Source organism: Gammaproteobacteria bacterium (assembly GCA_033720895.1).
GTDB lineage: Bacteria > Pseudomonadota > Gammaproteobacteria > Natronospirales > JAJUFS01 > JAWWBS01.
On record JAWWBS010000007.1, the window covers coordinates 1 to 23791 of the forward strand.

Genomic DNA, 23791 nt, shown 5'->3' on the forward strand with positions numbered 1-23791 from the left:
CACGACAATTATGCGCGTGATTACATCGATGCCGTTGCCGACATTCACCGCGACTGTCCGCATGTCCTGACCAGTGGCGGGCTGTCCAATGTCTCGTTCTCGTTCCGCGGCAACGACGCCGTGCGCGAAGCCATGCATTCGGTGTTTCTCTACCATGCCATCCAGAACGGCCTCAGCATGGCCATCGTCAATGCAGGCCAGCTGGCAGTCTACGAAGACATCGAGCCGTCGCTGCGCGAGCGGGTCGAGGATGTGATCCTGAATCGTCGACCGGATGCGACCGAGCGCTTGCTGGAAGTGGCGGACCAGTTCACGGCACAGCAGCGCGATGGCGGCGATGCACTGGCCTGGCGCGATGCGCCGCTGGCCAAGCGCCTCGAGCATGCGCTGGTCCATGGCATTACCGAATTCATCGAAGAGGACGTGGAAGCGGCACGACAGGAAGCGAACAAGCCTATCGAAGTCATCGAGGGCCCCTTGATGGATGGCATGAACGTGGTTGGTGACCTGTTCGGTTCCGGCAAGATGTTCCTGCCGCAGGTGGTGAAGTCCGCGCGCGTGATGAAGAAAGCGGTAGCCTGGCTGATTCCTTACATCGAAGCGGAAAAGAAGAAATCCGGCGACACCCACGCCAAGGGGAAAATCCTGCTGGCCACCGTCAAAGGTGACGTGCATGACATCGGCAAGAACATTGTCGATGTGGTCCTCCAGTGCAACAACTACGAAGTCATCAACCTTGGCGTGATGGTGCCAATGCAGAAGATCCTCGACACTGCCATCGAAGAGAAGGTCGACATCATCGGCTTGAGTGGCCTGATCACACCTTCGCTGGATGAGATGGTGAATGTCGCGACGGAGATGGAGCGCCGTGGCCTGCAGTTGCCCTTGATGATCGGCGGTGCGACCACTTCGCCCAGTCATACTGCCGTGAAGATCGATCCGGCCTACGGCGGTCCCGTGCAGTGGGTAAAGGATGCCTCGCGTTCGGTGCAGGCCGTCGCCGCCTTGCTGGGTGACCCTGAGCAGGCGGGCCGCCTGGACGACGAGCATGCGGCCACCCGTCGGAGACATGCGACTCGCAAATCCTCTAAGCCGCTGCTCTCGCTGGAGCAGGCGAGGGCGAATGCCCTGGTGCTGGACTGGGACCGGTACCAGCCACCCGAACCCGCGCAACCGGGGCGGCACGTGCTTGACGACATTGCCGTGGCGGAGCTGCGCAGCTACATCGACTGGACCCCTTTCTTCCACACCTGGGAGATGAAGGCCTCCTATCCACGCATCCTGGACGACCCTGAGAAGGGCGAGGCGGCGCGCCAGCTATTCAGCGACGCCAACGCCATGCTCGACCGGATCGAGCGAGAGAAGCTGTTCAGGCCGAGAGCGGTCGTCGGCCTGTATCCGGCCCGCCGGCAGGGCGCTGATGACGTGGTGGTGCAGGACGGGCATGGGGAACGGGTCTTCCGCTTCCTGCGCCAGCAGACGCAAAGACCGTCCGGCAAGCCGAACCTCAGCCTGGCGGATTTCATTGCTCCGCAAGAGGCCGGCAAACCGGATTGGCTGGGCGGCTTTGCGGTCACTGCCGGCCCCGAGGCGGAGGCCCTGGCTGCTCGCTTCAAGGCCGAGAACAACGATTACGAGGCGATCCTGGTGCAGGCCCTGGCAGATCGCCTGGCCGAGGCCGGCGCGGAATGGCTGCATGCGAAGGTCCGGCGGGAGCTGTGGGCTTACGCTGGCAACGAGGCCCTCGACAATGCGGCGCTGATTCGCGAGGAATACCGCGGCATTCGGCCTGCACCGGGCTACCCGGCGTGCCCCGAGCATACGGAAAAGGGCGTGCTGTGGGAGTGGCTGGCGGTCGAGTCGGCGATCGGCATGACGCTGACAGAGTCCTATGCCATGTCGCCGGCAGCGTCAGTGAGTGGCTTTTACTTCAGCCACCCGGAGTCACGCTATTTCGGCCTCGGTGTGATCGCTTCGGACCAGCTGGCGGACTACGCGCGCCGCAAGGGCATGAGCCTGGAGGAGGCTCGTCGCTGGCTTGCTCCCAGCCTGGTCGAAGCGGATTCGGCAGCAACAGGCGACGCCCAGCCCCCCGATTCCCTGCTGGCCAGCTGATTTTTTTTGCCAATCTGCGCAAAAAACCCGCGAACACTGGCCGACAGGCGGCTTCGGGTCTTGACAGCCCCCGGGTGTTCCCTCAGAATTTCGCGCTCCTCGCAAGGGGCTATAGCTCAGCTGGGAGAGCGCCTGCATGGCATGCAGGAGGTCGGCGGTTCGATCCCGCCTAGCTCCACCAAGATAAAGGATTCAGCGTGGCGTTGCTGGATCCGGACGTTTTCAACGTCCCCTTCGTCTAGAGGCCTAGGACACCGCCCTTTCACGGCGGCGACAGGGGTTCGAATCCCCTAGGGGACGCCAATATTGCCGCAAGGCACGAAAAAGCCCGCTCATCGAGCGGGCTTTTTCGTGTCCGGTGCCGGCCGGTATTGCTAGCTCTTGCTGCCGCGGGCGACAAAGTGGCCGCCCAGCTTGCGCGAAAACTCGATGAACTCGTCAAAGGGCATGGGTCGCGCGAAATGGTAGCCCTGGTAGAGCTCCACGCCTTCTGCCTTGAGAATTTCGAACTGCTCCGCTTCTTCCACACCTTCGGCCACGGTTCGCATGTCAAAGCGTCGGGCGAGATCAGTGATGACCTGCAGCAGCGAGCGATCGCTGTCCGATTCGGCCAGTTGCATCACGAAGCTGCGGTCGATCTTCAGCTTGTCGGCCGGGAGGGTCTTCAGGTAGCCGAGGCTGGAATAGCCGGTGCCGAAATCGTCGATGGCCCAGCTGATGCCAACATCCGCGAGGTCCTGCATCACCTGGGTGGCGTGCTGACGGTTTTCCATCAGCATGGTCTCGGTGATTTCGAATTCCAGCGCCTCCGCGGGAATGCCGGCGTCGTGCAGCAATTGTTTTACCCGAGTCACGAAATTGTTGTCGCGCAGCTGCTCGGCGGAAATGTTCAGCGCCATGGTTGGCAGGAAACCCAGTTCCTTTCGGACAGCGTCGGCATGCCGTAGTGCTTCACTGATGACGAAATAACCGATTTCCACGATGCCGCCGGTCTTCTCAAGCACTGGCACGAATTCGGCGGGCGAAATGACTTCGTTGTCTGCCATGGTCCAGCGCAACAGGCACTCGCCACCGTACAAGGAACCATCGGCTCTCAGTACCGGCTGGATGACCAGGTGAAATTCCTCGCGCTCCAGCGCATGTCGCAGTTTCTGCTCCAGGTAGAGGCGCCGTTCCAGTTCGGCCGACATGACGATGTCGTACTCGACATGATTCTCGCTGTGCAGGCGACGAGCCTCGATATTGGCAATGTGTGCGCGGTTCAACAGCTCGTCTGCATTGCTCTTGCCGGCCATGTAGCAGATCGAACCGCAATGCACGTCGAAACCTGTCTTGCTGAACGAGCTCTGGAAGGGCTCTTTCATGATCGCCTGGTATTTTGCGATTTTCCTGTTGGCATCTTCCCTGTTTCCGACCGTGAACGAGATGGCGAATTCGTCCTCGGAAATCCGGGCGATGAACGTCCTGCCCGTCGTGTAAGGGCGAATGTGGTTGGCGGTCTGGATGACGGCCGAGTTGTATTCTTCCTGGCCGAAAATGTCGCGAATTTCGAAAAGCTGCTCGATGCTGTATATCGCCAGCACGTGGATGGCACCTTCCTCTTCGCTCGCGCCCGCGGCAAGGTGCTCGAGCAGCGCAGCGCGGTTCGGCAGCCCGGTCAGGGGATCCTGCAATGCCAGTTCATTCAGCGAGGACTCGTGTCTGGCGTGGCTGCTCAGGTCCCTGGCGACACTGACCACGGCAACCGTCGTGCCATCGGCCGTGCGAAGCGGTCGATAACTGATTTCCATGGGAATGGTGTTGCCCCACCTGGTCTTGCGCAGGGTGCGCAGTCCCTCGGTGCCGATGCCTTGCCTGGCATGTTCCATGGTCAGGCGAAATTCCGGCAACTTCGATTCCGGGACCATGAATTCCTGCAGGTAACGGCCCTTGACGTCCCGGGCGCTGAAACCGGTCAGGTTCTCGGCTGCCTGGTTCCACTCCGAAATGGCGCCATCCGGCGTCATGATGATGATGGAGCTGTCCGATGTGGCAATGATCTCGGTGAACAGTTCGTCCATATTGACAAGCGCGGAGGAGTCATTGAGCGTGAAGCCAAAACCGCCGCAAGCACGTTTGCCATTGATTTCGCCGAGAGGAAATTTCACCACCTGGTAAGCCAGCGACGTGCCCTTGCCATCGACATCCGGCCCGGGCTCGATAGTATGCAGGACTTCGCCGCTTTCAATGACCTTGCGATTGTTGAGCAGGTAAACCTGCGCTTCGTCGGCGGGCATGATGTCGGTGACGAACGTGCCACCGACCTTCTCAAGTTTCAGCAGGGACTGGAATGCCGGATTGCCGTCAATGATCTCGCCGTCTTCCGCAACCATCCAGGCCGGACCCGGCATGTTCCACAGGAAGCTGCGCAGCGATTGCTCCTTTGCCATCAGTCGCAGTTCATCATGCTTGCGCTCGGTGATGTCGAGCGCATGGATGGCAATGCCGCCGGGAATGCGTACGCACTGGTTGGAAATCCATTGTCCCTTGATCTGCGGGGCATTGTCGGCCTGGAACTCGAGCTGGCTGGGTTCGCCGGTTTCGAAGACCTTCTTGTACATCTCGAAATGGCCTTCGGTGCGGTTCATGGGGATCGTTTCGCACAGGCCCTTCCCGATCAGTTCTTCCTTGCCAAGACTGAGCAGGTTGTAGCCTGCCTGGTTGATGTAGACAAATCGGAAGTCGGTGATCGTACCCTCATCATCGGTAATGGGTGCCAGGATATAGGTACCGTCCAGGGCTCCTTCAAGCGTCTGGTGATAAAGCTCTTCATTGACCCGGTCCTTGGTCTCGAGCGCCGTGTAGTCCGAAACGTCCAGCTGGATGGACAGGTAGCGATCAATGTTGCCTTGCTTGTCGCGCAGCGGAACGATATTGAGTTCCACATCATAGGGCTGGCCGGACTTGTGGTAGTTGGTCAGGACGGCGTGGGTGGGCTTGCCTTCCTTGAGAGCCCGCCGGATCTTGGCGCGCTCGAGCTCGGAGGTCTCCGGGCCCTGGAGAAACCTGGGGTTCCGCCCGAGCACTTCACGCTCGGTGTAACCGGTCATGGAGCAAAAGGACTTGTTCACGTAGATGATCTGCTGATCACCCTTGCCGGTACCGGCATCGGTCATCAAGACACCTTCGGAGAATGCATCGAGCGCCTGCAGTACTTCCTGTGTATCCAGTTTCAAGCCAGTCATCGTTATCCACTCTTCTGGATGCCCCTTGGCATCGCCAGGTTGGGCAGCCCCGGTGCAGGCCCCCGTGCGGAAAGACAATCAACCGAACTATCTTCCTTGCATCCCTTGATACTAGCGTCAAAAATGGGATTTAACAGCAAATTATTTTGTTAGATTCCTGTTTTTCCCTGAGTGATATCAATGGTGTTCTCAGCAATCAGACTTATGGCAAAGTAGGGGCCGGGGCCGGTCGTGGAACGGCCGGGAAGGGGCTCGATCAACGCACTGGAGGGGTTGCCGGCAATGCGCATCAAGCTGGATGTTGAGGAAGTTACACAGGGAATGTTTGTCGCCGAACTGGATCGACCATGGCTGGAGAGCCCGTTCCTGTTCCAGGGATTCGTGATCGAATCCGATGAGGACCTGAATACCCTGAAAGAGACCTGCAACTACGTCTTCATCGATGACCAGAAGTCGAGGGACACCGAGGAGTTGCAGCGGCTGTTCGAAAGCCTGACCAAGACCGAGAAGAAAGCGCCTCCACCCGGGATGAATGAAAACGGCGGCGCGGCGACCTCCTTCAAGAACAGCATCGAAAAGACGGCGGAGACGGTCAACAGGAGTCGCAGCAGCGTCATCCGGTTTTTCGACGACGCGCGCCTTGGCAAGAGTATCGACACCGAGGATGCGAAGGCCGTGGTCGGCGAGCTGGTCAGCGAGATCACCTACAGCCCGAACACCGCCCTGTGGCTGACCAGCCTCAGGACCCGCCACGAGGAAACAGCCAACCACTGCCTGAACGTGTCCATCCTGGCCGTCGCATTTGGCAAGCACCTGGGTTATTCCCACGACAAGTTGCAGGAGCTCGGGCTTGGCGCCCTGATGCATGACGTTGGCGTGGCGCGCATTCCCAAGGAAATTCTCGACAAGCCGGGCAAGCTCAGCCAGGAAGAATTCGAGATGATGAAGAAACACCCGCGTGCGGGTCACGGGGTGCTGAAAGTCACCAAGAGCCTGCCGGAGATGTCACTCGACATCATCCTCCACCATCACGAGCGACTGGATGGCAGCGGCTACCCGGATGGCCTGAAGGCGGAGGAGATTTCCGAAGCGGTGCGCATCGTCGCCATTTGCGACACCTATGACGCCATGACCAGCAACCGTACCTACAGCAAGGCGTTGCCGCCGCAGGATGTTCTGACGCGCATGCACAAGCGCTCGGAGTCGCAGTACGGCCGTGCCTTGATGGAGGAGTTCATCAAGTGCGTGGGCATCTATCCGATTGGCAGCCTGGTGGTGCTCAATACGGGCGCGCTGGGCATGGTGATGTCGTCCAATGCCGAGGCCAAGCTGAAACCGCTGGTCCTCTTGATCCGGGATGAAAATGGCCGTGATGTCCGGCCGCGCAAGCTGGTCAACCTGGCCCAGCTCGCGCAGCAACGGGGTGACAAGGCCTGGAGCATTTCGCGCACCGTGAACCCGGACGACTACGGCATCGATCTCAGCGCTGTCGCTTCGGAAGAGATGCGCATCGCCTGAGGCCGTGACCGCTCCTTTCCCCGATACACGGCGGGCCGTGCGTGACCTGAAACGCGCCGACGCCGAGCTGGCAGGCTGGATGGCCCGGGTCGGTCCATGTCGCCTGGAGCTCCGTCCGCCGCAGCAACCGTTTGCAGCCCTGCTCAGGGCGATTGTCTACCAGCAACTCGCGGGTCGAGCGGCTGCGGCGATTCATGCCCGCGTACTCGCACTGTTTCCGCCGGGCCGGCAGCCGCAAGCCAGGCATTTCCTGGCACTCGACGAGGCCGAGCTGCGACAGGCCGGCCTGTCACGCAACAAGCAGCGTGCCATTGCCAGCCTGGCCGAGCACGTGATCGACAGGAAGATTCCCCGTCGTGCGACCCTCGCTCGCTGGTCCGACGAAGAGGTCATTGACTGCCTGACCCAGGTGCATGGCGTGGGCCGCTGGACGGCGGAAATGTTGCTGATGTTCAACCTCGGCAGGCCTGACGTGCTGCCGCGCAACGACCTTGGCCTGCTGAACGGTTTCGAACGCGCCTTTGGGAGCAACTCGCCCGACGAGCTGCTGGCCCGCGGCGAGCTCTGGCGGCCGTGGCGGACCATTGCCAGCTGGTACTTGTGGCGCATCGCCGAGCTCCCGGCTGCAAAGCGGAATTGACTGACCTAGGTCAATGCGGCTGGCGGGGAAGGGGAAAATACTGGCTTCATCAGGCTGATTACCGCAAAGCGGAAGGAGAGCGTCATGGGGCAGTACCAGAAGATCATGGTTGTGGTGAATCCGGCCATGCGGGAGAGCACCGCCCTGGTCCGCGGCGTGGAGCTGGCCAACAGGTCCGGGGCAGCCCTGCACCTGTTGCTGGCTGACTACAATCCGGCCCTGTTCCGGGCCCGTTTTCTCGATCCTGCGACCATGCAGGATGCCATTCGTGGATACCTTGAAGTGCGCCAGCAGTGGCTGGACGGCGAGGTCCAGAAACTCAGGACCGAGGGGCTGGAGGCCAGCGGTACGGCGATCTGGCACAAGCCCGTCTACGAGGAAATCGCCCATCATGCCTTGCAGCAATCGCCCGACCTCGTCATCAAGGACACGGATGAAACGAGTGGCCTGCAGGGCGTATTCAGCCACGCCGACTGGCACCTGATGCGACTTTGCCCGGTGCCCCTGATGCTGGTCAGTTCACACAGCAGCACCGCGCCGCAAAAGATACTCGCGGCCATTGATCCCTATGACCTGCATGGCAAGCCGGCCGAGTTGAATGACGTCATTCTCGAGGCCAGCCTGACAATGGCCTACCAGTCCGACGCCGAGGTGCATGTCGCCCATGCGTTCGAGTTCATTCCCGCGGCGGCACCGGTAGGGGCCGAGTCGGTCTTTGCCGACCAGGGGCTGGCCGAGGAGACCCGCAAGGAGCACGAGCAGGTCCTCCGGGAGTTCTGCGACAAGCATGGCATTCCAGCCAGCCAGAGCAGGCTGGTCGAGGGCCAGCCGGCCACGGCCTTGCCGGCGCTGGCCAGGGAAATGACGGCCGACCTCCTGGTGCTTGGTACGGTCGGTCGCAGTGGCTTGAAGCGTATCCTGATGGGGGCGACGGCGGAGCAGGTCATTGGCGCGGCTGAATGCGACGTGCTGGTGGTCAAGCCGCAGGGGTTCATCGACGACCTCAAGGTCGAGCTGGCGGAGTTGCGCGATGATGAAAGCCTGCCAGAGCCCTGGAGGGATTTTCGTCGCAAATCGCTCTGACCGGCGACCGCCGAAAAAAGGGTAAATATTGAAAACCGGGTGCCATCGGTGGCACCCGGTTTTCATTCACGGTAATGTTTTGACCCGATTCCAGCCACCAACACAGTTACCACTATGACCTTCTCAGTCCGCAATGCCTGGCTTCCATTGACCCTTGTCCTGCTGCTTACCGCGTGTGGTGGCGGCGGCGGTGGTGGTGGCGGCTCCGCCGACACTGCCGACACGACGGCGAAGACCTGCTCTGGCAGCGGTACGGTCACCATATCGGGTACGGCCACCTATGACCGCGTGCCGGATATTGCCGACGGTACTGGCGGTGCCTACCTCGATCATGACGCCACCGTGGCCTTGCCGATTCGCCAGGCGACCGTCGAGGCCCGCTGCCCGGATGGCAGCGTGACCTATGCATCGACCAGCACTGGCGATGATGGCAGCTACAGCCTCGATGTGCCGGAGAACGTCGATGTCGAGGTGCGCGTCCTGGCCCGCCTGGATCGCAGTTCGGCGCCGGTGTGGCGCGTGCGGATTCGTGACAACACCAGTGGCAACGCCATCTATTCACTGGTCAGCAGTGAATTCGATTCCGAAACCGGCAGCGTCGGGCTGGACCTGCATGCCGATTCCGGCTGGGGTGGTGCGTCCTACACGGGTGACCGCGCTGCCGGACCCTTCGCCATCCTCGATACCATGCTGGAGGCGATGGAGAAGGTGACAGCCGTCGATCCCGTGGTGACGTTCGCCAACCTTGACGTGTTCTGGTCGGCACAGAACAGTTCCTGCTCGGGCAACGTGTCGATTGGCTGCATCTCCACCTCTTACTACGACGGCAACGGCGGCATTTACGTGCTGGGCACGGCCGCGGATACCGATGAATACGACGAACACGTCATGGTTCACGAGTGGGGCCATTACTACGAAGACAACTTTTCCCGTTCCAACAGCATCGGGGGGCGCCACAGCGGTGGCAGCCTGCTGGATGCGCGCCTGGCCTTCGGCGAGGGCTGGGGCAATGCCTGGTCAGGCATCGCGCTGGACGACCCTATCTACAAGGACACCAATTCCGGTAGCGGCTTCACGGTCGGCATCGAGAATGGCACGGATTCGGCCTTCCCCGTGACGGCGCCATACCTCGGCTGGTTCTCGGAATCCGCCGTGCAGCGGATCATCTACGACCTGTATGACAGCAATTCCGATGCTGCCGATGGCGATACCGTGTCGCTGGGATTCGGGCCACTGCACTCGGTGCTGACCGGGGCGCAGAAAAACACGCTCTACCTGACGTCCATTTTCACGTTCATCGATGCCTTGAAGGATGCGAATCCCGGCGAAGTGGCGGCCATCGATGCCATCACCTCGGCCTTCGACATCGAACCGGTGCAGGACGAAATCGGCACGGGCGAGGACAATGATTTCGACAATGGTGATCCAGACCTGATCCTGCCTGTCTACCAGACGGTCGTGGTCGATGGTGGTGATACCCAGGTGTGCTCCACCAACAAGTACCGCACGTCGGATTCCTACGAATACAATCGTCTTGGCGCGCGACGTTACGTGCTGGTCGAACAGTCGACGGCGGCGACCATCAAGTTCCTCGCCCAGGGCTCGGGTGGACCAAGGATCATCCTGTTCGAAAATGGCGAGGCGGTCATGGGCAGCAGCGGCACGGCAGAGGTGCATTCCATCACGGCCGACCTGGACGGCTCGGCCTCGCCCTACGTGCTCGAGGTCTATTCGGATCTCAATACCAACAATTCAGCGGACGGCGGCAAGTTCTGTTTTGCCGTGTCGGCCATCACCCAGTAATTGCGGATGCAAACCATGAACAAGACATTACAGACCAATATCATGAGCTATCGCAGCATGCGCATCATCGGAACGCTGCTCTGCGGCTTTGCGCTCGTCGCCTGCAACCAGGCTGGCGCTCCCGGCCCGTCGGCGGATAGCAGTGCAGCGCAGGCCGCCAGCCCGGGCAAGCCGCAGCCGCCCATCCAGGTGAGCGTGGTACCGGAGGGCAGCATCGCCGGTACGGAAAGCTACCGGGTCATGGTGACGTCGGAAATTCCGGTCGAAGACATGCGCGTGGTCATCAGCCACAACGGCGAGGAACTCGAGCAGTCGTTCAATACAGGCCAGCTCAAGCCGATGGACATGCGCGGTATCGTCCTTGAAGGAATCAGCAGCGAGGAACTGCCCGACTACCAGGTGGTTGTCACGGCAAGTGCCGGCGGCAAATCCTTCTCCCGCACCGTGACCTTGCGGGACGGCCTGGGCGCGGAAGCCTTGCAGGTGATCGACAAGTCGACCCTTGATGACAGCAAGGTGGTCGAGGTTCAGGCAGAAGAGACACTGACCCGCAAATGAAGACCCGCTGGGCCGTCATTGCCAACTCGTCACGGGCGCGAATCTTCGCGCGCGTGATCGGTGCGGGCGCCTGGCAGGACATCCAGGACCTGGCGGACAAGCATGCGGTGGATGCGCCCGAAGCAGGGCGCGAATCCCGGGCACCCAAGGATCCTTCGGCAGAGCCGGAGGGAACTTGCCTGCTCTCGCGGCTGACGGCGGAACTCAAGGCGGCACGCAAGCGCGGCGATTACGAGGAATTGATTCTCGTGATGCCCGAGACCCTGCAGAAATCCCTGCGTTCGGCACTGGATGCCAATACCCGCAAGCTGATCATCGCCAGCACGGTAGACGAGCTGCCGATCAATTCCCTGACACGATTGCGCAAGGAGCTGGCCAAGCGCTGGTAGGCCGACGCTCTTCTCAGCCGCGCTTGCGGCTGATCTTCACGCAGTCCCGACCCGCCTTCTTTGCTGCGTACAGGGCTTCGTCAGCGGCCTTGATGATGTCCTCGGCCGTCTGCTGCTTGTGCTTGTGCTCGGCCAGCCCGCCGCTGATGGTGATGTTGATGACCGGGGCGGGGCGCCGCGCTGCACCCGTACTGCCTGCTTCGCGTCGCTCCTGGCGACGAATTTCGAAGGTATCGCTGCCAATCAGTTCGCGCAGCCGATCGACCTCCGGCTTTGCCTCCTTGGCCGTCTTGCCGGGAAACAGCAGCGTGAATTCCTCCCCGCCGTAGCGGAATGCCTTGCCGCCTTCGCTGACTTCCCGCAAGCGACTGGCGACCATGCGCAACACCTGGTCACCGACATCATGACCATGCGTGTCGTTGAAGGACTTGAAGTGGTCCACATCCATCATGGCAATCGCGTACTGGCCGTCCAGTCGCGCCAGGGCTTCGTCCAGGGCGCGGCGTGCGGGCAGCTCGGTCAGCGGGTCGAGATAAGCGATGTTCCAGGTTTCCTGGAATGCGGCGATGGTGAGGATCAGCAGGCCAGCCGTGGCAAAAGGAATGACCTCGCTCAGGTCCGTGGGCCGTGCAAATATCATGAACAGGCAGAATGCCAACGCAAACATGGCGGCCAGCTGGGGATTCATGCGCTGGTAAAGTCGCGCGAAGCTCAGGCCGAGGACGGTAAAGCAGGCCAGGAAGCCGAGATCGGCGCTGCCGAACTCGTTGGCATCGATGAAAAACAGGAAATCGCTGGTCAGCGAGCCCGCCAGCGTGTCGCCACCGATCCACAGCATGGCGCCGAGCAGCAAGCCCTCGACCAGCAGGGCCAGTGACAGCATGCCCGTGCTCTTCATGACAGGCAGGCTTTCCGGCAGCAGCGCACAGGCCAGGTGGTTGGTCGCCAGGAAAACGGCGGCCAGTGCCGCCGTGGCCGTGGCCTGGTCGCCCGGCAGGATTGGCAGCAGCCACACCAGCAGGGCGTAGGCAGCGAGGAAATTCAACAGCGCAGCGCCGATGCGCAGCCGCGAAAAGCGCAGGGCCAGGAAGGCGCCGATGCTGCCAACCAGGATCGGCAGCCAGCGCAAAAGGCCGATTTCCAGCGCGGCGAGCTCCTGCACGCCGCCAGTCAGTATCCACGCCGCAGCGATCAGCAGGCCCGGGAGCAGCAGGTGCAGGGCCAGCGACGTCAGCAGGTTCAGGAACATGTCTAGCAGGCTCCGGTCTTGGATTCGACGCTCTTTATAGCCTGACTGGCTCATCGGAAATCCCCAGTACGTCACATCTTGATGATCAAGCCGAAATACGGCCCTTGCGCCACCAGATATGGTGTTCGGACCATTTTCCCCAGTTTCCCCGGCGCAAGATAGCATGCCTGCCGCCCCAAGGCTGTTCCGGAAGACGGAATTTCCGTTCCAAGTGAGCCCTTCAGCCCGTATAATGCGCCGCCTCTGCCGGCGTGCCGGCTATTTTTTCGCCATGTGAGAACGTAATGATCAGCCATCTTCGCAACATCGCCATCATCGCCCACGTCGATCATGGCAAGACCACGCTTGTCGATCGCCTGCTGTCGCAGTCCGGCACCCTGGACGCCCGTGCCGAGCTGCAGGACCGGGTGATGGATTCCAACGACATCGAGCGCGAGCGTGGCATCACCATCCTGGCGAAGAACACGGCCATCAAGTGGACGCGCGAGGATGGCGAGGAATTCCGCTTCAACATCATCGACACCCCGGGACACGCCGACTTTGGTGGCGAAGTCGAGCGCGTGCTGTCCATGGCGGATGCGGTGCTGCTGCTGGTGGACGCCGTGGACGGCCCCATGCCACAGACCCGCTTCGTGACCCAGAAGGCCTTCGCGCATGGCTTGAAGCCGATTGTGGTGATCAACAAGATCGACCGTGACGGCGCCCGTCCGGACTGGGTGTTGAACCAGACCTTCGACCTGTTCGATCGCCTCGGCGCGACCGACGACCAGCTGGATTTCCCCGTCATCTATGCCTCGGCGCTGGGTGGTTATGCCGGCGACACCGACGATGTGCGTGAAGGCGACATGACGTCGCTGTTCAATGCCATTGTCGATCACTGCCCGCCGCCGGCCGTCGACAGCGAAGGCCCGTTCCAGATGCAGGTTTCGCAGCTTGATTACTCCAGTTTCGTGGGTGCGATCGGCATCGGCCGCATCAAGCGCGGCAGCATCAAGACCAATACCCAGATCACCGTCGTGGATCGTGATGGCAAGACCCGCAATGCGCGCATCTTGCAGATTTTCGGTTTCCTCGGCCTTGATCGCATCGAAGTCGAGTCAGCGGGTGCGGGCGACATCGTCGCCGTGACCGGTATCGAGCGACCGCTGATTTCCGACACCCTCTGCGCGCCCTCGGCTCCCGAGGCATTGCCGCCGTTGACCGTCGACGAGCCGACGATTTCCATGGTGTTCGAAACCAATACGTCGCCGTTCGCCGGTCGCGAAGGCAAGTTCGTGACCTCGCGCCAGCTGAAGGAGCGTTTCGATCGCGAGTTGCTGTCGAACGTGGCCTTGCGTGTCGAGCAGATGGATGACCCGGACAAGTTCCTGGTGTCCGGTCGTGGCGAGCTGCATCTTTCCATCCTGATGGAAAACATGCGTCGTGAAGGATACGAGCTGGCGGTGTCGCGTCCGCGTGTCATCACCAAGATGATCGACGGCGTCGAGCAGGAGCCGGTCGAGTCCGTGACTGTCGATATCGAAGAACGTCACCAGGGCGCCCTGATGGAAGCCCTGGGTGAACGTGGTGCCGACCTGACCGACATGAATCCGGACGGCAAGGGTCGCGTGCGCATCGATTACATGGTGCCGTCGCGTGGCCTTATCGGTTTCCAGACCATCTTCAAGACCATGACCTCCGGCACCGGCCTGCTGCATCACGTCTTCGATCGTTACGACGTGGTCAAGGTCGACTCCGTCCAGGCGCGCCACAACGGCGTGATGATCGCGAACGGCACGGGCAAGGCAGTCGGTTTCGCGCTGTTCAACCTGCAGGAACGCGGTCGCATGATGGTCGACCCGGGTGACGAGATTTACGAAGGCCAGATCGTCGGCATTCATTCGCGCGACAACGACCTCACCGTGAACGTGCAGAAAGCCAAGCAGCTGACTAACGTCCGCGCCTCGGGCAAGGACGATGCCATCCTGCTGACGCCGCCGGAACGCTTCTCGCTGGAGCAGGCGCTGGCCTTCATCAACGATGACGAGCTGATGGAAGTCACGCCGGAATCCCTGCGCCTGCGCAAGCGCCATCTCAAGGAACACGAGCGCAAATCGGCGTCCCGCAAGGCCAGTTGAGGCAACATGCCCATGGATATGTGAGCCCGTCGCTTGAAATGCGCGTGCATTCTGGTTTCATGGGAAACTGGTCTTGCGCACATGTCGAGGAGATGGGCTCATGTTCAAGCAGATACTGGTTCTATTTGTAACCCCGGTCTTTCTTTTCGCGGGAATGGTTTCTTCCGTTCACGCTTACGGACCTCCGGCATCCGATACGGACCAGGCCCGGCATGCCGGCCTGGTAAGCACTGCCGACTACATCCAGCAGACCGATGCTGCCCAGATGCGCGATGCGGTGACTGAACACCTGATGCGCGACGACGTGCAGGCGCAGATGGTGGAGCTTGGCGTGGATGTCGATGATGTCGAAGCCCGCGTAGCCGCCATGTCGGATGCCGAGGTCATGCAACTGCATGCCGACATCGAACAGATGCCTGCGGGTGCGGCGATCAGCGATACCACGCTGATTCTCTTGATCATCCTGATCATACTTCTCGTATAGTCGAGCAACCCCTTCTTCGAACCGGGAGAACAGCAATGAACAGAAAGATCATATCTGGAATTCTCACACCGATTTTCCTGCTGATGACGCTGGCTGCCCCCGCCCAGGCGGGTGGCATGATCACCACCAGCGACTACGTCAAGCAGGTCGATGCGGATGCCACGCGGGCGGCATTGGTCGAGCAACTGAACCGCGAGGACGTACAGGCGCAATTGCTGGCACTCGGTGTCGACCAGGCTGATGTCGAAGCCCGTGTCGCGGCGATGACCGATGCCGAAGTTGCCCAGCTGCATGCCGAAATGGAAGACATGCCGGCCGGTGCCGGTGCTGTCGGTACGTTGGCCGTGGTCCTGCTGGTATTGATTATTCTCGATGTGGCCGGCGTGACCAACATCTTCCCGTTCATCAACGCGGCGAACTGAGTTGAGTGTATCGACGTATCCTGCCGGCGCCTGGCGTCGGCAGGTTTTTCTCGTTCTGGCGGTAGCGATTCTTGGCGGCTGCGCGTCGGGGCCGCCGCCCTTGCCGTGGCCCGAACAGAATGCCGAGACAGCCGTGGCGGGTGTGCCGTTCTTCCCGCAGGACTATCGCCAGTGCGGTCCGGCTTCGCTGGCCGCGCTGCTGTCCTGGAGCGGCGTCGAAACCACGCCACAGGATCTCGAGCCCTGGTTGTACATCCCGGAGAAAGGCGGTTCCTTGCAGCCGGAAATGCTGGCGGCGGCCCGTCGCAGCGGTCGGGTGCCCTATGTCATCCCTGCCACGCCCGAGGCCATGCTGGCCGAGCTCGAGGCCGGTCATCCTGTCCTGATCCTGCAGAACAATGGCATCAGCTGGTATCCCGCGTGGCACTACGCGGTGGTCATCGGTTCGGACAGCGACACCATCACCTTGCGGTCAGGTGATTACGAGACGCTGCGCACCGACGCTGCGGTATTCATGCGTACCTGGCAACGGGCGGATTACTGGGCCATGGTTGCCTTGCCGGAAGACCGCTTGCCGGTGACCGCATCTGCCGCCACCGTGGTTCGTGCCCTGGAGGCCTACGGGCGAGTGCAGGGCGAGATCGGCACGCGTGCCGGCCTGGAAAAGGCATTCGTCCGCTGGCCGAATGACCCGGAGGTGGCGCTGGCGCTGGGTAACCTGCATTACGGTGCCGGCGAGGCCGAGCAGGCGATCAGCGTCTGGCAGTCCGGCCTGGCGGGCGGTGAATCAGCGGCGCTGCGCAACAACCTCGCCTGGGTGCTCGCCGAGGAAGGGCGCGTGGCCGAGGCGCAAGCCATCCTGGAGCCCGCACTGGCTGCGCCGGCTGGCTTCGGTGCGCAGGTGCAGGCTACTGCTGCCTTCCTTGAATGCCTGGAGCAGGGCGGGTCGCTGTCCACTTGCCAATGACGGGCGCTGACAGCAGGGCGTGACCTGTCGGTTCGAAGTGGGTAAAATTTGCCCGCTTTGCAGCGGCCATAGACCGGAATTCCATGACCACACCATCCCCACAAGTTGCCGACCACCTCGACAGGCGCGTATCCGTCGCTCCGATGATGGACTGGACGGATCGCTATTGCCGGAATTTCCTGCGTGTCATCAGCAAGCGCACCTTGCTCTATACGGAAATGGTCACTACCGGCGCGATCCTGCATGGCGACCGTGATCGCCATCTCGGATTCGATGATGCCGAGCATCCGGTGGCCGTGCAGCTGGGTGGCTCGGATCCCGTCGACCTGGCCGAGGCGGCTGCGATTGCCGAGCAGTACGGCTACGACGAAATCAACTTGAATGTCGGTTGCCCCAGCGACCGCGTCCAGTCGGGACGTTTCGGTGCCTGCCTGATGACCGAGCCTGCGCTGGTCGGCGATTGCATCAGCGCCATGCAGCAGCGCGTCGGCGTGCCGGTAACGGTCAAGACCCGCATTGGCGTGGACGAGCAGGACCGCTGGGAAGACCTGGAGCGATTCGTCAGGACCGTCGCCGATGCAGGTTGCCTCTCATTCACCATCCACGCCCGCAAGGCCTGGCTGAAAGGACTGAGTCCGAAGGAAAACCGGGAAATCCCGCCGCTCCGGTATGACGTCGCCGCCCGGGTGAAGCAGGCATTCCCGGAACTGGAGGTCATTCTCAACGGCGGGGTGAAGACACTGGCTGACATCCAGTCACACCTGGACGTTTTCGATGGCGTGATGATCGGGCGCGAGGCCTACCAGAACCCGTACCTGCTTGCCCAGGTCGATCGCGTTGTTTTCGGCTGCGCATCCGAGCCACTGTCGCGCGAGGACATCATCGAAGCCTACCTGCCATTCATCGAACGCGAACTGGCTGCGGGAACGCCGCTGAATCGCATGACCCGCCACATGCTGGGGCTGTTTCATGGCATGCCGGGTGGTCGCCGCTGGCGCCGCACCATCAGCGAGCAGGCCACAAAAAAAGGCGCGGGAACCGAAGTTCTCCGCGCCGCATTGGAGGCCGTAGGCAGCATCGAAGACGCTGCCTGAGGCAAGTCCTATTCCGATTCGTCTTCGGTATTCGGCAGTCGCTGGAAGCCTTCATCCAGTTCGGCGGCAACATAGGCCGACACCGCGTACACCGCCACGTTCTGGCGCAGGTCTTCCGGGTTCACTTTATCCAGCGTGTCGTTGTCGGTGTGGTGCAGGTCGAAGTACAGCGTGCCGTCCTGGCGCGGACCGATCACCGGCACGCCAAGTTTCACCATCGGATTGATGTCCGCACCACCGTAGGCTTCGTTGTTGCCGCGCTCGATGTCCAGCGGTTCGAGCAGCTGGTGGATGGCAGCAATCTTCGGCAGGTCCGCTTCATCGACACGCGATGACAGCGACCAGACACGACCCGCGCCAAAGTCCGCTTCCATGGCGATGGCGTGCTGCTTGACGGCATCGCGTTGCTGGTCGCGATACACCTTGGCACCGGTCAGGCCGAACTCCTCGTTGGCGAACAGCACGACGCGAATGCCACGCCGGGTGTCGCCGCGAATCTCGTCGATCAGCTTGGCTGCCATGGTGACGATGGCAACGCCTGCGCCATCATCATGCGCGCCCGTGCCTGCGTCCCAGGAATCCAGGTGAGCACCCAGCAGGATGAACTCGTCGGTATCGCCAGGGATTTCACCAATGACATTGGCGGACATTTCATTCGGAAGCTGGCGCGCGGACAGGGTGAAGGAGAACATCACGTCCTGGCCGGTGGCCAACTGGCGTTCCAGCAGGTCGGCATCGGGATTGGACAGGGCGATCGCCGGGATCTTCCTGACGCCATCCTCATACCGCATCATGCCGGTGTGGGCGATGCGGTTGTTGTCGGTGCCCACCGAGCGGATGACCACCGCAACGGCGCCCAGCTTCGCTGCCTCGCTGGCACCATCGGATCGCTTCTGGACCGCCGGGCTGTAGCCGGATCCGTCGCGATGACGTTCCATGCGGCTGCCGATGTAGACAATCTTGCCACGCACGCGCGATGCGGCCAGCGCCTTGAGTTCATCGAGCGACTCGACGGCGAGAACCGGTGCCGTGATGCCTTCGTTCGGCGTGCCGATGCTGCCTCCCAGCGCAGTGGCCACGACTTCCTGCGGGTAGGGTGCAAGGATCTCCGCCGCAATATCGCCGCGATCCCAATGCGGCACTTCGACGGGTTCGGCGCGGACATTGCGGAAGCCCAGTGCCTTCAGGTTCTGCATTGCCCAGGCGACGGCCGCCTTGTCGGCGGCACTGCCCGCCGGCCGCGGACCCACTTCGGTGGTCAGTGATGCGAGCAGGTCGAATGCCCTCGGATCTCCCAGCGCCTTGTCGCGCAACGCAATGGCGCGCTCGCGCAGATCGTCCGGCAGCGCGACAGCGCTCGCGTCTGCGCTCCCGGTTTCTGCGGCAGCAGCGGGGAGCTGGGACAGGCTGGCGACGAGCGCCAGCACGGCCAGGGTACTCATACGAAGCATTGCAAACTCCTTGGTGGTGCAGCGTGAGCGCAGGGCTCAGGCTGCAGCAGGTTTATCGGTCGAGCGGGCATTGTAGACGATGAAGGCCACTGCCGCCGCGATCACGGCGAGCTGGAGGCCCAGCGACTGCAAGTTGGGGTAGATGCCCAGCAATTCGATGCGCGGGAAGGATACCGGGTCCACCGGCAGCATGCCGGCTTCCTGCAGGGCCGCAATGCCCTTGCCGGAGAAGATCACAGCCAGCGCAATCATGATGTAAGCCGTCGCACCGAAGAACTGCCGGAGCGGCAAGCGCACGCTGAACTTGAGGATGGCCCAGGCGGAAACCAGGATCGAAATCGCACCCGCAACAAAACCACCCAGCACCGGCCCCTGGCCTTCCGTGCCGACCTGGGCCAGCAAGGCCTGGAAGAACAGCACGGTTTCGAAAACCTCGCGGTAGACCGCGACAAAGGCAATCAGGGCAATGGCCCAGAGCTCGCGATTGTCCATTGCGGCCTGCAGCTTGGACTGGATGAACTGCTGCCAGCGAGCGGCGTTCAGCTTGGAATGCATCCAGAAACCGACATAAAACAGGATGGCCGCTGCCAGCAGGGCAGTCAGTCCCTCGGTCACCTCGCGGGTGGCGCCGGAGATGGCCAGCACGTAATTCGACACGATCCAGGTGGCCACGCCGACCATCAGTGCAGCAATCCAGCCGGCGTGCAGCCAGGCCATGGCCTCCGGGTGCTCGGTCTTGCGCAGGAACGCCGCAATGGCGCCGAGGATCAGGATGGCTTCCAGGCCTTCACGCAGCAGGATGATGAAAGCGCTCGAGAACGCCACGCTGGCGGAGATTTCTTCCGAGTCGAGCGCATCGCGCGCATTGATCAGCAGTTCACTGGCGGCATTTGCCGCGGCATTCACTTCGGCAATCGTGGCGCCTGCCTTGATCACCTGTCGCAGGGTCATCATGGCCGCTTCGATGTCCAGCACGAGCTCGGGATGGGTAGCACGCAGCGAGGGCTCGGCCAGCTCGAAGCCTTCAAGGTAGGCCTGCACCGCCATGTCGTAGGCCGCCGCGCCGTCGCCCTGCGCATACAGCGAACTGGCCTTGTCGACCGAGGCGATCGCAATGGTCATCGGGCTGCGATCCGAGTCGGCCAGCAGTCCGGGGTTGGTGCGCAGGTAGGCATGCAGGTCGGCTTGCAGGCTCGAACGCTCGGCGACCTCGGCCAGGCGAGTGGCCGTCAGGCCGGCGAGGTCGGGTTGCTGTTCGGCTGGCAGGGTATCGAAGGCAGCTGCTCCCTTGGCCAGGGTGTCCGGCGAGACATGCATTCCGCCTACGTAAAAGGCCAGCGCCCAGCGCTGGCTGTCGCTCAGCTGCGGGAAGGCCGGCATGCTGGTGCCGTCGACGCCGAGGCTGATGGTGTTGTAAAGACCGTAGAGCGTGCGCTGTGCGGCACGCTCGCTATCGTGGAAATTGGTTGGCTCCGGCTCCATGCCGGGAGCAGCCGGCCCGTCGCCCATGCCGTTGGCACCGTGGCAGGCCGCGCAATTCTGCGCATAGAGCGCGTCGGCGCCAGCCAGTTGCGGCACGCGGCGTGGCGCGGCATCCAGCAGGCCACTGGCGAGCAGCACGCTGCGCATCTCGGCCGTGGTCTCGTTGATGGCCGCGGGTTCGGCCTTCGCTTCGATCTGCTCGACCAGGGTGGCGGCGGCCGGTTGCAGGGCCTCCCGGGTGTCGCCCTTTGCCAGTGCTTCGACCTCGGCCTTGATCAGCTGGCTGAACTCCAGCATTTCGAGGTATTCGGCCTCGCTGATGACCTCGCCATTGGCGACGGCGACGGGATAGTCCACACCGACATAATCCACCAGCTGTGCCAGCTTGGCCGGGTCGGCGACGGCGGGTAGAGACAGGGACAGGGCAAACAGGGCGGTCAGGCATCTGGCCAGCATCAAGCATTCCTCTTCGAAACAAGGGGTAAAGTCAGGATCCTAAGATTGGTAATTGTAAATGGTAATTATTCGCATTTACAAGCTGAAGCTGCCCTTGCGGTGAGTGCAATCCTTGCTCGTGCTTGCGGCCCGCATTCGCTAGAATGCCGGGCTTTAAGAGGGGAGGTCAGCAAGGCATATGAGCAAGGGAAGCAGCGCGGCGAAGGGCGCCCAGCGACAGACCATGGCGGACAAGGCGGACATCTATGCCTTGTACGAGGACGCCGTCCAGGACGCGCCAGCGGAAATGGAGTTCATCGACGAGACCTTCGAGGAGCTGCGTGGCCGCAAGGCCGAGGGCCTGCGTGAGGATTTCTGCGGTTCCGCCTGGGCAGCCTGCGAGTGGGTGAAGCTCGACCACGGCAAGCGCGCCGTCGGCGTGGATCTCGACCAAGAGGTGCTCGAGTGGGGGCGCCAGCGCCACTATGCCAAGCTTTCCGCCGACGAACAGCGGCGCATCCAGCTGATCCATGGTGACGTGCTGGCAACGCCTACGGAGCCCGTGGACGTCACGGTAGCGATGAATTTCAGCTACTGGATTTTCAAGACCCGTGAGCAGCTCCGGAAATACTACGAGACCGTTCGGGAAGGCTTGAGCGAGGATGGCATCTTCGTCATGGATTGCTTCGGCGGCTACGAAGCCTTCCAGGACGAGTACAAGGAAAATCGCGATTGCGGCAAGTTCACCTATGTCTGGGAACAGGATCGCTACGATCCGGTTTCGGGCGATTACACCTGCCACATCAGCTTCCGCTTTCCGGACAAATCCCGCCTGGATCGCGCATTTACCTACGAATGGCGTCTCTGGACCCTGCCGGAAATCCAGGAGCTGCTGCGCGAGGCCGGATTCTCGAAAGTCACGGTCTGGTGGCAAGGCACCGATGAAGATGGCGACGGGGACGGGGAATTCGAGCCGGTCGAGGCAGGCGAGGCGGACCCCGCATGGATTACCTACCTGGTGGCCGAGCGCTAGTCAGGGTGCGGCTCGGGGCCCCGAACAGGGCTCCGGGAATTATGGTGAAAGAGACGGGCTCTGGCCCCGGATTTCGTGCTATAACTTACGAAACCGCGGAGCCGGACAAGACAATAAATCCGGGCGATGGGGATTGTCGCCCACCGGCGGGAGAAGGGTACCAGGAGCATGGTCAACGAAACGCAGCTGACGATACTGTTTGCCGACGTTTGCGGAAGCACGAAACTCTACGACACGATTGGGGACGTCAAGGCACGTGAAACCATCGCGCGCTGTGTTTCCATCATGACGGCGGCCACCGAAAGGAACAAGGGTACGTTGATCAAGACCATTGGCGATGAAGTCATGGTCACTTTCCCGACGGCCGATGATGCCTGCACGGCAGCTTCGGAGATGCAGGAAGAGATCACCGAGAATCTTGTGGTCGATGGTCGCAATATCGAAATCCGCATCGGTTTTCATCATGGTCCTGCCTTGCTCGACAAGGGCGACGTGTTCGGCGATGCCGTCAACGTGGCAGCTCGAATGGCTGGACAGGCCAAGGCCGGCCAGATCATCACCACCTCGAGTTCCGTCAAGGAATTCGGCCCGCTGTGGGAAGATGCGGTGCGGCAGATCGACAGAGCCGTGGTCAAGGGCAAGAAGGACGAGATCGATCTCTACGAAGTCCTCTGGCAGCGCGAGGACGTCACGCGCATGGCTTCAGTCGGTTTCGGATCATCGACCACGGAATTGCGCGGGCGCCTGATGCTCGAATACAAGGGCAACAGTATCGAGGTCGGCGAGGATCGTCCGACTGTCGTCATGGGTCGTGCCGACCAGAGCGACCTGGTGGTCAAGCACAACCTGGTCAGCCGCATGCACGCCAGAATCGAATTCCGCAAAGGCAATTTTTTCCTGACCGACCAGAGCATCAACGGCACCTTTGTGCACATCGATGGTGGTGAGGATCGTTTCGTACGCCGCGACAACGTCCAGTTGACCGGTACCGGTGTGATCGGGCTGGGGCAGGCGCTGGACGACAAGGAGCCGGAAGCCATCCTGTTCAAGTACGAAGCGGGCTGATTTGCCGGCGCGGATGAACCGGCAGGTGACGTGATTGAAAAAGGCCTCCCAGGAGGCCTTTTTTGATGGTCGTCGGCAGGGCCCGAATCAGCTGCCTGGCATGAAATCCATTCGCTCGGCAAACACGCGCAGGCGAGCTGCCTGCATCAGTCCTTCGGGCGTACCCAGTGCTTCGTATTCCTTGATACGAGATTCGGCTTGCGATTTCAGGCGCCGGTACCAGAGGCTCTGGCGAGCCGTCTCGCGCTCGAACCCGGTAAGTTCCTGCCAGTTCGACTCCAGGTTTTCCAGGGTCGGTTCGTCCCATCGATCCGCCTCGACGAACCCCCGCAGCAGCTCGACGCCGGGCTGCTCCTTGATCACGATTTCCGCGGGCTCCTCTGCTGGCTGGCTGGTGAGCTGGATGAGCAGCGATATCGCCAGCATCGCTATCAGCAGCACACCCACCGACAGCATGATCAGCTTGCGCCGATCGACCTTGGGAGTGGCTTGCGGACGATTGGTCGGGCGAATGTCGCGATACTTGATGGATACATCGCCGTTCACGATGGCATCGATCAATTTCCCTCGCTCGCGACGATAGTCTTCCTCCGGCATCCCGCCGGAAGCAAACTTTCGCGTCAGATCGCGTAGCTGCGAAACCTTCATCGTGACTGCTCCGT

General features: G+C 61.7%; 19 protein-coding genes and 2 tRNA genes. 16 read left to right on the forward strand and 5 right to left on the reverse strand.

Annotated elements, in window-relative coordinates:
* The 3 genes from R3217_02240 to R3217_02250 form a co-directional block, all read left to right on the forward strand.
* On the forward strand, positions 1-2115 hold a 2115-nt coding region (locus R3217_02240; protein MDX1454254.1), incomplete at its 5' end, for a vitamin B12 dependent-methionine synthase activation domain-containing protein.
* Between the two features lie 105 nt (positions 2116-2220).
* Positions 2221-2296 (forward strand) — tRNA-Ala (locus R3217_02245).
* 46 nt (positions 2297-2342) lie between these two features.
* Positions 2343-2418, forward strand: a tRNA-Glu gene (locus R3217_02250).
* A gap of 71 nt (positions 2419-2489) precedes the next feature.
* Here R3217_02250 and R3217_02255 read toward each other — a convergent pair.
* A complete protein-coding gene (locus R3217_02255) occupies positions 2490-5339 on the reverse strand; it encodes an EAL domain-containing protein (protein MDX1454255.1) in 2850 nt (949 codons plus the stop codon).
* Between the two features lie 282 nt (positions 5340-5621).
* On the opposite strand from R3217_02255, the gene R3217_02260 reads away from it, so the two are divergent.
* The 6 genes from R3217_02260 to R3217_02285 all read left to right on the forward strand — a co-directional run bounded on the left by R3217_02260 (position 5622) and on the right by R3217_02285 (position 11330).
* Positions 5622-6857, forward strand: a complete 1236-nt coding sequence (locus R3217_02260; protein MDX1454256.1) for an HD-GYP domain-containing protein — start codon at positions 5622-5624, stop codon at positions 6855-6857.
* 37 nt (positions 6858-6894) lie between these two features.
* Positions 6895-7497 (forward strand): DNA-3-methyladenine glycosylase 2 family protein, encoded by a 603-nt coding sequence (locus R3217_02265; protein MDX1454257.1) that lies wholly within the window; start codon positions 6895-6897, stop codon positions 7495-7497.
* Positions 7498-7581: 84 nt separating this feature from the next.
* Positions 7582-8580, forward strand: coding sequence for a universal stress protein (locus R3217_02270; protein MDX1454258.1), 999 nt, complete (start codon positions 7582-7584; stop codon positions 8578-8580).
* Between the two features lie 114 nt (positions 8581-8694).
* Positions 8695-10383: a hypothetical protein gene (locus tag R3217_02275; GenBank protein ID MDX1454259.1), complete on the forward strand. Its 1689-nt coding sequence runs from the start codon at positions 8695-8697 to the stop codon at positions 10381-10383.
* Between the two features lie 15 nt (positions 10384-10398).
* Positions 10399-10941, forward strand: coding sequence for a hypothetical protein (locus R3217_02280; protein MDX1454260.1), 543 nt, complete (start codon positions 10399-10401; stop codon positions 10939-10941).
* Entirely contained in the window at positions 10938-11330 is a 393-nt protein-coding gene (locus tag R3217_02285; protein MDX1454261.1) for a host attachment protein, read from the forward strand. The genes R3217_02280 and R3217_02285 overlap by 4 nt, the downstream gene beginning before the upstream one ends.
* Before the next feature lie 13 nt (positions 11331-11343).
* Here the strand turns inward: R3217_02285 and R3217_02290 are convergent, their stop codons facing one another.
* Positions 11344-12579 (reverse strand): GGDEF domain-containing protein, encoded by a 1236-nt coding sequence (locus R3217_02290; protein ID MDX1454262.1) that lies wholly within the window; start codon positions 12577-12579, stop codon positions 11344-11346.
* A 284-nt stretch (positions 12580-12863) separates the two neighbouring features.
* Here R3217_02290 and typA point away from each other — a divergent pair, with 284 nt between their 5' ends.
* The 5 genes from typA to dusA all read left to right on the forward strand — a co-directional run bounded on the left by typA (position 12864) and on the right by dusA (position 17663).
* On the forward strand, positions 12864-14696 hold the full coding sequence (typA, locus tag R3217_02295) for a translational GTPase TypA (protein ID MDX1454263.1): 1833 nt from the start codon (positions 12864-12866) through the stop codon (positions 14694-14696).
* Positions 14697-14796: 100 nt separating this feature from the next.
* Positions 14797-15180, forward strand: coding sequence for a PA2779 family protein (locus R3217_02300; protein ID MDX1454264.1), 384 nt, complete (start codon positions 14797-14799; stop codon positions 15178-15180).
* A gap of 35 nt (positions 15181-15215) precedes the next feature.
* Positions 15216-15602, forward strand: coding sequence for a PA2779 family protein (locus tag R3217_02305; GenBank protein ID MDX1454265.1), 387 nt, complete (start codon positions 15216-15218; stop codon positions 15600-15602).
* A gap of 100 nt (positions 15603-15702) precedes the next feature.
* Positions 15703-16569, forward strand: a complete 867-nt coding sequence (locus R3217_02310; GenBank protein MDX1454266.1) for a PA2778 family cysteine peptidase — start codon at positions 15703-15705, stop codon at positions 16567-16569.
* A gap of 83 nt (positions 16570-16652) precedes the next feature.
* Positions 16653-17663 carry a tRNA dihydrouridine(20/20a) synthase DusA gene (dusA, locus tag R3217_02315; GenBank protein MDX1454267.1) on the forward strand — a complete coding sequence of 337 codons (1011 nt, stop codon included), beginning with the start codon at positions 16653-16655 and terminating at the stop codon, positions 17661-17663.
* Positions 17664-17671: 8 nt separating this feature from the next.
* On the opposite strand, the gene R3217_02320 is transcribed toward dusA, so the two are convergent.
* Both R3217_02320 and R3217_02325 read right to left on the reverse strand, forming a co-directional pair.
* Complete coding sequence (locus R3217_02320) at positions 17672-19114, reverse strand: M28 family peptidase (GenBank protein ID MDX1454268.1); 1443 nt, start codon at positions 19112-19114, stop codon at positions 17672-17674.
* 36 nt (positions 19115-19150) lie between these two features.
* Positions 19151-21052: an FTR1 family protein gene (locus R3217_02325; protein MDX1454269.1), complete on the reverse strand. Its 1902-nt coding sequence runs from the start codon at positions 21050-21052 to the stop codon at positions 19151-19153.
* A gap of 178 nt (positions 21053-21230) precedes the next feature.
* Between R3217_02325 and R3217_02330 the strand changes: the two genes are divergently transcribed.
* Positions 21231-22064 carry a methyltransferase domain-containing protein gene (locus R3217_02330; GenBank protein MDX1454270.1) on the forward strand — a complete coding sequence of 278 codons (834 nt, stop codon included), beginning with the start codon at positions 21231-21233 and terminating at the stop codon, positions 22062-22064.
* A gap of 168 nt (positions 22065-22232) precedes the next feature.
* A complete protein-coding gene (locus R3217_02335) occupies positions 22233-23129 on the forward strand; it encodes an adenylate/guanylate cyclase domain-containing protein (GenBank protein ID MDX1454271.1) in 897 nt (298 codons plus the stop codon).
* An 87-nt stretch (positions 23130-23216) separates the two neighbouring features.
* On the opposite strand, the gene R3217_02340 is transcribed toward R3217_02335, so the two are convergent.
* Complete coding sequence (locus tag R3217_02340; GenBank protein MDX1454272.1) at positions 23217-23777, reverse strand: hypothetical protein; 561 nt, start codon at positions 23775-23777, stop codon at positions 23217-23219.
* Positions 23778-23791: the final 14 nt, after the last annotated feature.